The sequence below is a fragment of the Flavobacterium sp. N2270 genome (assembly GCF_025947225.1).
Taxonomy (GTDB): Bacteria; Bacteroidota; Bacteroidia; order Flavobacteriales; family Flavobacteriaceae; genus Flavobacterium.
This window is the reverse complement of the sequence record NZ_CP110005.1, coordinates 26,659-41,565: the sequence shown is the minus strand read 5'-3', so window position 1 is coordinate 41,565 and position 14,907 is coordinate 26,659. Positions and strand designations below refer to the sequence as shown.

General features: G+C 31.2%; 14 protein-coding genes. 12 read left to right on the top strand and 2 right to left on the bottom strand.

The genetic code is table 11. The features are described 5' to 3' along the window. Window positions 1–52 precede the first annotated feature (52 nt). The 10 genes from OLM55_RS00180 (at window position 53) to OLM55_RS00135 (ending at window position 11,816) form a co-directional block, all read left to right on the top strand. Complete coding sequence (locus OLM55_RS00180) at window positions 53–1,177, top strand: ABC transporter permease (RefSeq protein WP_264559404.1); 1,125 nt, start codon at window positions 53–55, stop codon at window positions 1,175–1,177. A gap of 92 nt (window positions 1,178–1,269) precedes the next feature. Continuing rightward, entirely contained in the window at window positions 1,270–2,601 is a 1,332-nt protein-coding gene (locus tag OLM55_RS00175; protein ID WP_264559403.1) for a cytochrome ubiquinol oxidase subunit I, read from the top strand. Window positions 2,602–2,604: 3 nt separating this feature from the next. Then, entirely contained in the window at window positions 2,605–3,681 is a 1,077-nt protein-coding gene (cydB, locus tag OLM55_RS00170) for a cytochrome d ubiquinol oxidase subunit II (RefSeq protein WP_264559402.1), read from the top strand. 103 nt (window positions 3,682–3,784) lie between these two features. Continuing rightward, complete coding sequence (locus OLM55_RS00165) at window positions 3,785–5,245, top strand: NAD(P)/FAD-dependent oxidoreductase (RefSeq protein WP_264559401.1); 1,461 nt, start codon at window positions 3,785–3,787, stop codon at window positions 5,243–5,245. Between the two features lie 60 nt (window positions 5,246–5,305). Further along, complete coding sequence (locus OLM55_RS00160) at window positions 5,306–5,437, top strand: hypothetical protein (RefSeq protein ID WP_264559400.1); 132 nt, start codon at window positions 5,306–5,308, stop codon at window positions 5,435–5,437. 167 nt (window positions 5,438–5,604) lie between these two features. Continuing rightward, window positions 5,605–6,918 carry a TolC family protein gene (locus tag OLM55_RS00155; RefSeq protein ID WP_264559399.1) on the top strand — a complete coding sequence of 438 codons (1,314 nt, stop codon included), beginning with the start codon at window positions 5,605–5,607 and terminating at the stop codon, window positions 6,916–6,918. Between the two features lie 49 nt (window positions 6,919–6,967). Further along, window positions 6,968–8,050 (top strand): efflux RND transporter periplasmic adaptor subunit, encoded by a 1,083-nt coding sequence (locus OLM55_RS00150; RefSeq protein WP_264559398.1) that lies wholly within the window; start codon window positions 6,968–6,970, stop codon window positions 8,048–8,050. A 24-nt stretch (window positions 8,051–8,074) separates the two neighbouring features. Continuing rightward, window positions 8,075–11,305, top strand: coding sequence for an efflux RND transporter permease subunit (locus tag OLM55_RS00145; protein ID WP_264559397.1), 3,231 nt, complete (start codon window positions 8,075–8,077; stop codon window positions 11,303–11,305). Window positions 11,306–11,310: 5 nt separating this feature from the next. Continuing rightward, complete coding sequence (locus tag OLM55_RS00140; RefSeq protein WP_264559396.1) at window positions 11,311–11,616, top strand: hypothetical protein; 306 nt, start codon at window positions 11,311–11,313, stop codon at window positions 11,614–11,616. Between the two features lie 11 nt (window positions 11,617–11,627). Further along, window positions 11,628–11,816: a DUF2892 domain-containing protein gene (locus OLM55_RS00135; RefSeq protein ID WP_264559395.1), complete on the top strand. Its 189-nt coding sequence runs from the start codon at window positions 11,628–11,630 to the stop codon at window positions 11,814–11,816. A 64-nt stretch (window positions 11,817–11,880) separates the two neighbouring features. Here the strand turns inward: OLM55_RS00135 and OLM55_RS00130 are convergent, their stop codons facing one another. Next, window positions 11,881–12,183, bottom strand: coding sequence for a YbjQ family protein (locus tag OLM55_RS00130; protein ID WP_264559393.1), 303 nt, complete (start codon window positions 12,181–12,183; stop codon window positions 11,881–11,883). Between the two features lie 144 nt (window positions 12,184–12,327). Here OLM55_RS00130 and ffh point away from each other — a divergent pair, with 144 nt between their 5' ends. Both ffh and OLM55_RS00120 read left to right on the top strand, forming a co-directional pair. After that, window positions 12,328–13,665: a signal recognition particle protein gene (gene ffh, locus OLM55_RS00125; RefSeq protein ID WP_264559392.1), complete on the top strand. Its 1,338-nt coding sequence runs from the start codon at window positions 12,328–12,330 to the stop codon at window positions 13,663–13,665. Window positions 13,666–13,726: 61 nt separating this feature from the next. Then, a complete protein-coding gene (locus OLM55_RS00120; protein ID WP_264559391.1) occupies window positions 13,727–14,608 on the top strand; it encodes a bifunctional 5,10-methylenetetrahydrofolate dehydrogenase/5,10-methenyltetrahydrofolate cyclohydrolase in 882 nt (293 codons plus the stop codon). Window positions 14,609–14,659: 51 nt separating this feature from the next. On the opposite strand, the gene OLM55_RS00115 is transcribed toward OLM55_RS00120, so the two are convergent. Then, the gene (locus OLM55_RS00115; protein WP_264559390.1) at window positions 14,660–14,863 is read right to left on the bottom strand and encodes a hypothetical protein; all 204 of its coding nucleotides are present in this window, start codon (window positions 14,861–14,863) and stop codon (window positions 14,660–14,662) included. Between the last annotated feature and the right edge of the window lie 44 nt (window positions 14,864–14,907).

The window sequence follows — 14,907 nt, the reverse complement described above, 5'->3', positions numbered from 1 at the left end:
TCAATAAAAAAAACTTTGTGACTTTGTGTCTTCGTGGCAAAAACTAAATAAAATGAAAACAATATTATTCATCATACAAAAAGAGTTCAAGCAAATTTTTAGAAATAAAAGTATGTTGCCTATTATTTTTATTTTACCATTAATGCAATTGGTTATTCTGTCAAACGCAGCTAGTTTTGAAGTCAAAAACATTAAGTTTTCCTATGTTGATAATGATCATTCTTCAGCTTCACGCGAATTGATAAGCAAATTTCAAGCATCCAATTATTTTAATATAATATCTCAATTTCCTTCAAAAAAAGAAGCCAATCTACAAATGCAGAAAGGAAATGTAGATGTAATTCTCGAAATACCAATTTATTTTGAACGTAATTTAATCAAGCAACAAAACACAAATCTTTCGGTAAGTATCAACGCTATAGATGGAGCAACTGCTGGAGTTTCAAATGTTTATATTACGCAAATTATTTCGGGTTATAATCAATCTATACAAACACAGTTGCAAACCTATAATCAAGGAACTATTGTACAAGCCGAAAATATAACAACAATCCCATCATTTTGGTATAACAAAACTTTGAATTATAAAACATTTATGGTTCCAGGAATTTTAGTTTTATTAGTAACAATGCTTTCCTTATTCTTATCGTCCATGAATATTGTTCGTGAAAAAGAAGTCGGAACTTTAGAACAAATTAATGTAACACCCATTAAAAAGCACCAATTTATAATTGGAAAATTATTTCCGTTTTGGGTAATTGGTTTAATGGTCTTAACTGTCGGATTGACTATTGCAAAGCTAGTTTTCAACGTACCCATTTTAGGGAATATTTTCTTGATTTATGGATTCACTTCTATTTATTTAATTTTAATTCTCGGAATTGGACTATTTATTTCCAATCATACCGAAACCCAACAACAAGCTATGTTTATTGCTTGGTTTTTTACTGTAATATTCATTTTAATGAGCGGACTTTTCACTCCAATTGAAAGTATGCCAAATTGGGCTCAAAAAGTCACTTTATTGAATCCAATACGTTATTTTGTAGAGGTCATAAGAATGGTTATGCTAAAGGGAGCAGGTTTTAGTGATATAAAAAATCAAATTGCAATAATTACTATTTATGCTTTTGCAATTAATGGCTTTGCGGTTTGGAGTTATAAAAAAACAAATTAAATTTATTTGAACATTAGTTAAAGTTTTAGCTATATAACGCTTGTTACTTTATAGTGTTTGAAGTTTAGTAAATTTGTTTAAAATTTTACATAATGGAAGAAATGTTATTTTATGATAGAATGCAATTTGCCTTTACTATCACGTTTCACTACTTGTTTCCACAATTAACGATGGGACTTTCGTTAATGATTGTTTACTTTAAGTGGAAATTCATTAAAACACAAACCGAACAGTATAATGATGCCGCCAAATTTTGGATGCGTATTTTTGCTTTAAATTTTGCAATGGGGGTTGTGACCGGAATTCCAATGGAGTTTCAGTTTGGAACTAATTGGGCAAAATTCTCTGAACTCACAGGAGGAATTATTGGTCAAACTTTAGCTATGGAAGGAATGTTTTCTTTCTTTTTAGAATCTTCGTTCTTAGGTTTGTTCTTGTTTGGAGAAAAATTACTAGGTCAAAAGTTGCATTTTTTAACTGGTTTTTTAGTCTTTTTAGGTTCTTGGATGAGTGGTTATTTAATCATAGCAACCCATTCCTGGATGCAAAATCCTGTAGGATATGAAATTTTAGCAAACGGAAAATTTGTTCTGAATAATTTTGGAGCCTTATTTTCAAACCCTTGGCTTTTACCATCTTATTTTCATAATCAAGCTGCTTCTTTAGTAACCGCTTCTTTCGTGGTTGCCGGTGTTGGAGCTTTTTATATTTTAAATAATAAAAACGTTGAGTTTGGTAAATTATTCGTTAAAACAGGAGTAATATTTGGTTTAATTTCTTCTTTAATTGTAGCGATGCCAACAGGAGATTTATTAGCTAAAAATGTTGTGAAATATCAACCTGTAACTTTTGCAGCTATGGAAGGAATTTTTCATACTGAAAAAGGGGGTTCTGAAATAGTTCTAATTGGACAACCAGACGTAAAAAACAAAAAACTAGACAATAAAATTGCGGTACCAAATATTTTGAGTTTCTTAACTTATGGAAATTGGGATCAAGAAGTAAAAGGTTTAGATCAATTTACAGAAGATGTTCATCCTACAAATATTTCCGGCTTGTATTATGGTTACCATATTATGGTTGGTTTAGGTACATTATTTATTGGATTATTGGCTTTTGCTGTTTTTCAATTAATTAGAAAGAAATTATATGAAACGAAATGGGTTTTATGGTTATTGTTATTTTTTATTCCATTTCCATATATTGCCAATACAACGGGTTGGTACACGGCAGAATTAGGAAGACAACCTTGGTTGGTTTATAATTTATTAAGAACATCAGAAGGCGCTTCACCAACTGTTTCATCAGGAAATACATTATTCACTTTACTTGGATTTATCGGATTGTATCTTTTATTAGGAATGTTATTTCTTTTATTAGTGGGAAAAATTATTAACAAAGGTCCAAAACCTCAAACACATTAGATCATGGAATATTTTTGGTATATAGTTATAGTTATAATGCTAGCTGCTTATGTCGTTTTAGATGGTTATGATTTTGGAGCAGGAATTATACATTTATTTTTTGGTAAAACAGAAAAAGATAAAAAAGCCATTACAAATGCTATTGGACCTTTTTGGGATGCAAACGAAGTTTGGTTGATTGCCGTTGGAGGTGTGTTGTTTTTTGCATTTCCAACATTGTATGCTTCTTCATTTAGTGGGTTTTATTTGCCTTTAATTATGGTGCTTTGGTTGTTGATTTTTAGAGCTGTTGGTCTAGAATTACGTGGTCAAGTACATCATCCAATGTGGGAATCCATTTGGGATAAAGCTTTTGGAATTGCTAGTTTGTTATTAGCTTTATTCTTTGGAGTAGCATTAGGGAATGTAGTTAGAGGTGTAAATTTAGGAATGGTTGAAAATGGAGTTTCTACAGTTGAAGCACATTATTTCTTTTTACCTTTATGGAATCCAGAATTTAGTCCAACTTCAGAAAATCTTGGTGTAATCGATTGGTTTACATTGTTATTAGGAATAATAAGTGTTATAGCCCTAACCATTCATGGAGCCAATTGGATTATTTATAAAACAAATGCCGATATCAATGAAAAGCTAAAAACAGTAGTCTTTAAATTGAATTTTGCTCTGCTAGCATTGGTAGTTATTTCTTTATTAGTTTGGCACATTATTGAACCAAATCCGTTTCATAATTTTATTCAATATCCTTTTTTATGGATTTTACCTTTAATTACCTTTACTGGAATTTTTGGCTTATTTAAAGTCAAATCGTTTAAAAAACATGGAATGGGATTTTTGTTTTCAACTCTGTTTTTAGTTGGGGGTTTAGCATCAACAGTCGCTTCAATATTTCCTAAACTACTACCGTCTACCAATACTATAAACCCTTCGTTAACCATTGAAAATGTTGCAGCTCATGAATACGGATTGGCAACCGGAATGAAATGGTTTTTTATAGCTTTGGTTTTGGTAATTATTTACATGATAGTTCAATACAAAGTTTTTAGAGGAAAGATGGATGATGTAGGCTACGGTGATCATTAAATTACATAAAAAAAGTGTCTTTTTTAGACACTTTTTTTATGTAACAAATGTTGCTGTAGGGAGTTATGGCATATTTTAACTTTGAAGTATCAAACTAATCAAAATGTCAAAAATAGTAATATTAGGTGCAGGAATTTCTGGTCATACAGCAGCTGCACATTTAAGAAGAAAATTAGGGAAAGAGCATGAAGTTCTTGTAGTTTCTCCTAATAGAAATTACCAATGGGTTCCTTCGAATATTTGGGTAGGAATTGGAAGAATGAAAGCTGAACAATTAATTTTTCCATTGGAACCATTATATAAAAGAAAAGGAATTGGTTACAAACAAGCTAAAGTAGTTTCTTTTCATCCTGAAGGAAATAAAAATGAAGATAAACCATTCGTTTCTGTTGAATATGTGTTTGGAGAAAAAAAAGGTACACAAGAAAATGTTACCTATGATTATTTAATCAATGCAACAGGGCCAAAACTAGCTTTCGATTTAACAGAAGGTTTAAATCCAGGAACAAATAAAGCTTTTTCGGTTTGTACTTATGATCATGCTGAACACGCTTGGCACGGTTTAAAAGAGCTTATTAATGAATTAAAAAAATCAGATAAAAAAGCTAAGATTTTAATTGGAACTGGTCATGCTAAAGCAACTTGCCAAGGAGCCGCTTTTGAATACATTTTAAATGTAGAAAAAGAATTAGTTAGACACGGTGTTAGAGATAAAGTAGAAATAACATGGATTTCGAATGAAAATGACTTAGGTGATTTCGGAATGGATGGTATGTTAATGGATTACAACGGTTTCAATATGAAATCCAAAGACATGATTGAAATGATTTTTGAAGATAGAGGTATCAAGTGGATTTTAGGTGCTGGTGTCAACAAAATAGAAGATGGAATTGCTCATTATGAAAATTTAGAAGGAGAATATAAATCTGAAACCTATGATTTTGCGATGTTAATTCCTGCTTTTTCAGGTCACGGATTTAAAGCATATGATAAAAATGCTGCAGATATTACCGATAAATTATTCAAAGGATTTATGATTGTAGATGCCGATTATACACCAAGACCTTACGAAGAATGGACAGTTCAAGATTGGCCAGAAACCTATCAAAATCCATCATATAAAAATATTTTTGCTCCTGGAATTGCTTTTGCTCCGCCTCATTCTATATCTAAACCAAGAAAGAGTAAAAATGGTACAGATATTTTTCCTTCACCACCAAGAACAGGTATGCCTTCTGGAATTACAGCAAGATTAGTAGCAGATAATATTATTGATAGTATTAAAGCTGGTAAAGAATCATTACATCATAAAGGTTCTTTAGGGAATATGGGAGCTGCTTGTATAGCTTCTGCTGGTTATGGAATGACAAAAGGTAGTGGGGTAAGTATTACTACCTATCCAATTGTTCCCGATTATAAAAAATATGGTGAAACAGGAGGAAGAGATATAAATAAAACATTTGGAGATATTGGTTTAGCCGGACATTGGGTTAAATTAGCTTTACATTATGCTTTCATATATAAAGCAAAAATGAAACCCTTTTGGTGGTTAATTCCTGAATAATCAATAGGAATTTATTAAAAAGTTATAATTCCTTATCTAAATCCTAAAAAAATAAATAAAATGGCACAAAGAATATCTAACGCACAGCGTTCTAAAATGCAAAATCCGTTTTTACAATTTTTTAAATTTTTCTATTTAAACATTAGAATTATGAAAATTGTTGCTGGTGGTCATGGTGGAACAAGAAAGTAATAATCATTTTGAAGATGATGATTGTTTTTAGTTTTTATTGGTTAGTAAAAGAGCATTTGTAAAAATGCTCTTTTCTTTTTGTATCATAAGTTACTTTTCAGTGTAACACTTGTTACTGAATGTAGATTTTGGCTATCGTACTTTTGTTAATGTAAAATGATAAACCAATGAAAAAAATTAAAATTTTAATAATCAGTACAATTGCAATGACTTCTTATATGGCTAATAGTCAAGATACATTGTCAATTTCTAAAAGTGAAGTACTTGAGAAGGTAATAGAAAATAACCTTCAAATTAAAGTCGCTGAAATATCTTTTGAATCAGCTCGAGGAGATTATCGTCAGTCTAATGCACTTTTCTTACCTAATATTAATGCTTCTTACACAGGGATTTCAACAACAAATCCTTTAATGGCGTTTGGTTCAAAATTAAATCAGGAAATTTTAACGGCTTCTGATTTTAATCCAGCGTTATTAAATGATCCCGATCCAATTCAAAACTTTGCAACTGTTATAGAAGTAAAACAACCTTTAATTAATATTGATGGGTTGTTAGGAAGACAAGCAGCTAAAGCAAAAATGAATGCTTTTCAGTTGCAAACAGAAAGAACAAAAGAATATTTAGAATTGGAAGTTTCTAAATCTTATATGCAATTGCAATTGGCTTATAAAGCAGTAATTGTATTAGAAAAAGCAAACGCAACAGCAAAAGGTAATCTTAAAATGGTAGAAAACTATTTTAAAAACGGAATGCTTCAAAAAACAGATTTACTAAATGTTCAAGTTAGAGTAAATGAAATAGCAAACCAGTTACAATATGCTAAAAGTAATGTGCAAAATGCATCAGATTATTTAGGGTTTCTTTTAAACGAAGATACAAATGGAAAAACATATAAACCTTCTGAAGAATTAGAAAGCACAATTGCAATTGAAAACATAAACACATCATTGTCAGATTCTAGAAAAGATATTCAAGCAATGGAAATGTCATCAGAAGCATATCGTAAAATGTACCAATCTTCAAAATATGGTTTTTTACCAAGATTAAACGCTTTTGGAAATTATCAATTATATGATAGTAAATTTTTAAGTACAAATGCTAAAGGGTATTTAATTGGTGCTCAATTGTCATGGGATGTTTTTGATGGTTACAAAAACATTGGAAAAACCCAAAAAGCGAAGGCTGATTTTCAAAAAGCTGAATTAGAAACAGAACAATATAAAAAACAAAGTCAGTTAGAGTTAAATAAGAGTAGTCGTCAGCTTTTAGACGCAGAAAATAAAGTAAATCTTTCAAAGTTAGCTTACGAACAATCTCAAGAAGCATACAGGATACTTCAGAATAGATACACTCAAGGTTTAGAAAAGACAACCGATTTGTTAATGTCTGAGACACAAATGGCTCAAAAAGAGTTAGAGCATTTACAAGCTGTTTTTGAATATAATTTTACCAAACAATATTTACAATTTTTAACGAAATAAAACCATGAAACCTAAAATTCACGAAAATCTAACTATAAAAACACTAAACATGAGAAAAAAAGCAATTGCAATATTAATAGTAGCTTCAACAGTATTTATTTCTTGTGGAGGTGATAAAAAAGAACAAGTAGCAAGTTTACCTGCTATTCCTGTAAAAGTTGCTGGAATTTCAGATAATAATACAAGTCCATACGTTTCTGCAAGTGGAAAAATTGAAGCAGAAAATAGTGCTAATTTAAGTACTAGAATGATGGGTTATGTAACTAAAGTAAATGTTAAAGTAGGACAAAAAGTTTCGCAAGGACAACTTTTAGTAAGTGTAAATAATACCGACTTACAGGCTAAAAAAGCACAAGTTAATGCATCTATAACACAAGCTCAAGCAGGTTATAATAATGCTAAAAAAGATTATGATCGTTTTGTAAATTTATTTGCACAACAAAGTGCTTCTCAAAAAGAATTAGATGATATGACAGCTCGTTACGAAATGGCAAAAGCAGGTTTAGAGGCTGCAAAACAAATGCGTAACGAAATTAACGCACAATTTGCATATTCAAATATATCTGCTCCTTTTAGTGGTGTTGTAACTAATACATTTGTAAAAGAAGGAGATATGGCAAACCCAGGAATGCCTTTAGTAAGTATTGAAGGAGCAAAAAAATTACAAGTTACTGCAATGGTATCAGAAAGTGATATTGCTTTAATTACACAAGGAATGAAAGTAAATGTTTTAGTAAAATCTATCAACCAAGAAGTTGAAGGAAAGGTTTCTGAAATTAGTTTGTCAGCTAAAAATACAGGCGGTCAATATTTGGTTAAAATTGATTTAAACAAATCAGAAGCTAAAATTTTATCAGGAATGTTTGTTAATGTTCAATTCCCTGTTGAAAAGAAAGAAAATGTAAAAGTTTCTGATAAAGTTTTAATTCCTGTGACTGCTTTGGTAAAAGAAGGACAATTGACAGGAATTTACACAATAGGTAGCGGAAATGTTGCTATTTTAAGATGGTTAAGAATTGGAAAAACTTTTGGAGACCAAGTAGAAGTATTGTCTGGTTTATCAGTTAATGAGCAATATATTGTTTCAGCTGATGGAAAGTTATTCAACGGTGCTAAAGTTAGTATTCAGTAATTGAAACTTAAAAAAAAAAAGAAAATGCAAGAAGGTATATCAGGTAAAATAGCCAATTTTTTCATGAACTCAAAGTTAACCATTTTGTTAATGGTGGCTTTAATGATAATTGGTTCATACAGTTCGCTCTTAATTCCTAGAGAAGAAGAGCCACAAATTAATGTTCCTATGGCTGACGTTATGGTTGGTTATCCTGGAGCAAGCCCAAGTGAAGTAGAAAGTAGAGTAATAAAACCACTTGAAAAAGTTATTGCTAACATAAAAGGAGTAGAGCATTTGCATAGTATGGCAATGAACGGTCAGGCTATGATAATTGTACAGTTTTATGTAGGTGAAAATAGTGAAGAATCCTATGTTAAGTTGTATGATGAATTGATGAAACATCAAGATATGTTTCCGCAAGGAGTTATGCAGCCTATGGTAAAAACACGTTCTATAGACGATGTTCCTATGTTAGGTTTAACGCTTTGGAGTGAAAAATATGATGATTTTCAATTACGCCAAATAGCGGAAGAAGTTACAAATGAAATTGAAAAAGTAAAAGATGTTGCCATTACAAAAGAAATTGGTGGTAGAACTCGTGAATTAAAGGTTGTTTTAGATAAAGATAAAATGGCTGAAAATGGTGTAGATGCGTTAAGCATTATGCAAATGATTCAAGCTAATAATGGAAGTTCACAATCGGGAAGTTTTGTTCAAAATGATACGGAATATTTAGTTACAACAGGAAAATTTTTAGCTTCTACTGAAGATGTTGAAAATCTAGTAATTGGGGTAAATAAAAACATGCCTGTTTATTTAAAGCAAGTTGCTGCTATTCAAGACGGACCCCAATCTCCTAAAAATTACGTTTCTTTTGGATATGGAAAAGCGAATGAAAAATTCTCTAATTATAAATCAGAATATCCAGCAGTAACTATTTCGGTAGCGAAAGTTAAAGGTGCCGATGCAATGAAAATTGCAGAAAAAATAGTAGCAAAAGTTGATGGTTTAAAGAAAAACATAATTCCTACAGATGTTCATGTAGAAGTTTCTCGTAATTATGGAGAAACGGCTTCGCATAAAGTGGGTGAATTGTTATTGCATTTAGGTGTTGCAATTATAGCGGTTACAATTCTTGTAATGTTAGCTATGGGCTGGAGAGGTGGATTAGTTGTATTCTTTTCTGTTCCTTTAACCTTCGCATTAACATTGTTTAGTTATTATTTATTAGGTTATACATTAAATAGAATTACTCTTTTTGCCCTAGTATTTGTTGTAGGTATTGTAGTAGATGATAGTATTATTATTGCCGAAAATATGCACAGGCATTTTAAAATGAAACGACTTCCTTTTAAACAAGCTGCTATTTATGCGATTAATGAAGTAGGAAACCCAACAATATTAGCAACATTTACTGTAATAGCTGCTATTTTACCAATGGCATTTGTGTCTGGAATGATGGGGCCATATATGAGTCCTATGCCAATTGGTGCATCTATTGCCATGATATTATCGTTATTTGTAGCCTTAACAGTTACTCCTTATTTGGGTTACCATTTGTTACAAGAAAAAGATGACCAAGAACACAAAGAAGAAGAGGGTTTAGAAACGAGTAGAATTTATAAAATCTATAAAAAAATAGAGCAACCACTTTTAGATAATTCTAAAAAACGTAACCTAATGTTTTTAGTTACGATAGTTTTATTATTAGGCTCAGTAGCTATGTTTTTTACTAAATCAGTTACGGTAAAAATGTTGCCATTTGATAATAAAAACGAATTTCAAGTGGTTATTGATATGCCAGAAGGAACAACTTTAGAAAGAACTGCTGCGGTAACAAAAGAAGTTGCGCAATATCTTTCTACGGTTCCTGAAGTAGTAGATTATCAAAATTATGTTGGAGCTTCAGCACCTATTACGTTCAACGGACTAGTTCGTCATTATGATTTACGTGGCGGAAGTAATATGGCTGATATTCAAGTGAATTTATTACATAAAGCTGACAGAGAGTTACAGAGTCACGATATTGCAAAAATAGTTCGTCCAGAAGTACAAAAAATTGGAAAAAAATATGGTGCTAATATTAAAATAGTTGAGGTTCCACCAGGACCGCCAGTATTATCAACATTAGTTGCTGAAATTTACGGTCCTAATTATGAAGACCAAATTAAAGTTGCAAATCAAGTAAAAACAATTTTAGAAACTACTGATGATGTGGTTGATACAGATTGGATGGTTGAAGCACAACAAGTAGAATATAGACTGGAAGTGGATAAAGAAAAAGCCATGTTAAATGGAATTGCACCACAACAAGTTGTAGGTAATCTAACCTATTTACTTAGCGAAATGCCAGTTTCTAATTTATATGATGAAAATTCTGTTGACCCGGTTGGAATTGTTCTAGCATTAGATGATTCAGACAAATCTTCTCTTCAAGAACTTCAAAACCTTAAAATTAAAGGAAGTCAAGGTAATGTTGTTTCGGTAAGTGATTTGGTAAAAGTTAAAATAGACACACTACAAAATACGATTTATCGTAAAGATCAAAAACGTGTAGTTTATGTATTGGCTGACATGGCTGGCGGATTAGAAAGTCCAGTATATGCTATTTTAGGGATGAATGAGAAGTTACAAAAAATGAAATTGCCAAAAGGATATACGGTTAATGAATTGTACACAGATCAACCTTCAGATGAAAGTAATTTTAGTGTTAAATGGGATGGTGAATGGCAAATTACATTAGAAGTATTCCGCGATTTAGGAGCTGCTTTCTTAGTTGTTATTATTGTAATTTACATGTTAATTGTTGGTTGGTTCCAAAACTTTAAAACACCAATGGTAATGATGGTTGCAATTCCACTATCGTTAGTTGGAATTGTATTAGGTCACTGGGTTCTAGGCGCCTTCTTTACAGCTACTTCTTTTATTGGAATGATTGCATTAGCTGGGGTTATGGTTCGGAACTCCGTCTTATTGATCGATTTTATTGAAATTCGATTAAATGAAGGTATACCTATAAAACAAGCTATTATTGAAGCCGGAGCGGTAAGAACCACACCTATTTTATTAACAACAGGAGCAGTAGTTATTGGGGCGTCAATTATTTTATTTGACCCTATTTTCCAAGGACTAGCAATTTCTTTAGTTGCAGGTGCTATTGTTTCTACTATATTAACGCTATTAGTAGTGCCATTAATTTACTACATTACAGAAAGAAAAAAATGGGAGAATAAAGAGGTAGTGGAAGAAAATCAAAACGAAACTAATATTTAAGAATCATGAAGCTACTAATATTAACAGCGATTAAAGAGTTTGAAAAAGAAATCAAACAACAATTAAAAAAAGCAGAAGTAACTACGTTTTCATATAAAGACGTTATTGGTTTTCGAGATAGTACAGAAGATGCTCTAGAATCCAATTGGTTTTCAGCCGAGATGAATCAATCGCAATCTATTTTGTTTTATGCTTTTGTAAAAAAAGAAAATGTAGATAGGTTATTTGAATCCATAAACGATTTTAATACAAAACAAGAAACGCTTTCACATATTCATGTGGCTGTTTTAAACATAGAAAAGTCAAATTAAAAATAAAAAAAATGGTTAATAAACTAATTACAAGAATCGCAGGAATATTTATAATTATAAGTGTTCTATTGGGAATGTATGTAAATCCAAATTTTTATTGGTTTACTTTATTCGTAGGTGCAAATTTATTGCAGTCCTCATTTACAAACTGGTGCTTAATGGGAGATATTCTTCGAAAAGTATTTAAAGTGAAAGACTAAATATAAGTACATAAAAAATGCCGTTTCATTCATGAAACGGCATTTTTTTATATTTAAAAGAGTACTATCTTTTAACAATACTAACAGCAGTACCAGTTGTTGTAACTGTAATATAATTGTTAACAGATAACTCAATATCAACATTTATTCCTACAACAGCATTGGCATTTAGTTTTTCGGCATTTTCTTTAAGTTGCACAAATGCTTGTTCTTTAATTTCAGAAATACTTTCACTAATTCCGGAATAATGTTTTTGCATATTGAATGTCATTTTTATTTTCTGTGCATTTACCGAAGTACCAGAAACGATGCCTCTGTATTCTAAAATTTTATAATCTTCTACAGAATTGGTCGTTGTTAAAATCATAATCAGGTTTTTATAGTTTTGTTATTGTGTTAGTCTATTAATCTGAATTATTGTTACTAATTTTTAATTTTAAAACCAATTTTAGCTCTTTGTAACTTTACAACTTTATACTATCTTTGCATCTTATAAAAACTACAAGACATTATGTTTAATAATTTAACAGATAAATTAGATAAGGCTTTTCATATTTTAAAAGGGCATGGTAAAATTACCGATGTTAATGTTGCTGATACTTTGAAAGAAGTTCGTCGAGCATTATTAGATGCCGATGTGAATTTTAAAATAGCAAAAGATTTTACCACAAGAGTAAAAGAAAAAGCTATTGGACAAAATGTATTAACTACATTACAACCAGGTCAATTATTAGTTAAAATTGTTAAAGATGAATTGACAGAATTAATGGGTGGCGATGTTGAAGGAGTTAACCTCTCTGGAAATCCATCGGTAATTTTAATGTCAGGTTTACAGGGTTCAGGTAAAACAACCTTTTCTGGTAAATTGGCCAACTTTCTTAAAACTAAGAAAAACAAAAAACCATTATTAGTTGCCTGTGATATTTATCGTCCGGCGGCAATTAATCAGTTACATATTGTAGGAGATCAAATTGGTGTTGAGGTTTATTCAGAACCAGAAAATAAAAATCCAGTTGAAATTGCTCAAAATGCAATTAAGCATGCAAAAGCAAATGGTTTTAATGTAGTAATTGTTGATACTGCTGGTCGTTTAGCAATAGACGAACAAATGATGAATGAAATTGCTGAAGTACATAAAGCAATTCAACCACAAGAAACATTATTCGTTGTTGATGCAATGACGGGTCAAGACGCAGTTAATACTGCAAAAGCATTTAATGATAAATTAAATTTTGACGGAGTTATTTTAACAAAGTTAGACGGTGATACTCGTGGTGGAGCTGCAATTTCAATTAAATCGGTAGTTGATAAACCTATTAAGTTTATTGGTACAGGTGAAAAAATGGATGCAATTGATGTTTTCTACCCAAATCGTATGGCAGAACGTATCCTTGGAATGGGAGATGTTGTGTCTTTAGTAGAAAGAGCTCAAGAACAATACGATGAAGAGGAAGCAAGAAAATTACAGAAGAAAATTGCTAAAAACGAGTTTGGTTTTGATGATTTCTTAACTCAAATTCAACAAATTAAAAAAATGGGTAACATGAAAGACCTTGTCGGAATGATACCTGGAGCTGGAAAAGCATTAAAAGATGTAGAGATAGAAGATGATGCTTTTAAGCATATAGAAGCTATCATTCACTCTATGACTCCTTTAGAAAGAACAAAACCTTCGGTAATTGACGTAAAACGTAAAGCTAGGATTGCAAAAGGTTCTGGTACAAGTGTTGAGCAAATCAATCAATTAATGAAGCAGTTTGATCAAATGGGTAAAATGATGAAAATGATGCAAGGCGGTGGAGGAAAAAATATGATGCGTATGATGCAAGGCATGAAAGGAATGAGATAATATGTAAGGCGCAATTTTTTGCGTCTTATTTTTTTAATAAACAACACACAACCACAAAACAATGATTTTATTAGACGGGAAAAAAGTTTCGGAAGATATTAAAAACGAAATTACTGCTGAAGTTGACAAGATGAAAGCTAAAGGCGAAAAAGTTCCTCATTTAGCTGCTCTAATTGTAGGTAATGATGGGGCGAGTTTAACTTATGTAGGCAGCAAAGTAAAAGCTTGCGAAAGAGTAGGTTTTGAATCTACTTTAATAAAAATGCCAAGCACTACTTCAGAGACTGAATTGCTTAAGAAAATTAAGGAATTAAATGAAAATGATGATATTGATGGATTTATTGTTCAATTGCCATTACCAGATCAAATAGATACTCAAAAAGTATTAATGGCTGTTGATCCAAGTAAAGATGTTGATGGGTTTCATCCTGAAAATTTCGGAAAAATGGCCTTAGATATGAGTACATTTATTCCAGCAACTCCTTTCGGAATTTTAGAGCTTTTAGAACGCTATAATGTTGAAACAAAAGGAAAGCAAACCGTAGTTATTGGTAGAAGTCATATTGTAGGTAGACCAATGAGTATTTTAATGGGAAGAAAAGGTTTTCCTGGAAATTCAACAGTTACCTTAACACACAGTCATACTAAAAACATAAATCAAATAACAAGTCAGGCGGATATTATCATTACAGCATTAGGTGTTCCTAATTATTTAAAAGCTGAGATGATAAAAGATGATGCTGTTATTATTGATGTTGGAATTACTAGGGTTCCAGATGAAACATCTGAGCGAGGTTATAAAATTACTGGAGATGTTGATTTTGAGAATGTTTCAAAAAAAGCATCTTATATCACTCCAGTTCCTGGAGGAGTAGGTCCAATGACAATTGCAATGTTGTTAAAGAATACTCTACTAGCTAGAGAGAGAAGAATGAATGAATAATAAATAGTAGATGATAATAAAAAAAGCACACTTTTAAGTGTGCTTTTTTTATTATTTAGTTGCAAATTGCTTTCTATTTTTAAAATAATAAAACATAAATGCTATTCCTATTATTGTTAACCAAATTAATTTTGTGTTAATTGGTGCTGGTGGCGGGTCATCATCAGCTGGTGGATCAATTGGCTGTGCTACACTAAGGAAGCTAATGAAAGCCATCATGATAGTAGCTAAAAATTTAAAATTTGTGAATTTCATTCTTTTTGTTTTAGGTTAAATAGGGCGATTGTTATGCAATTATA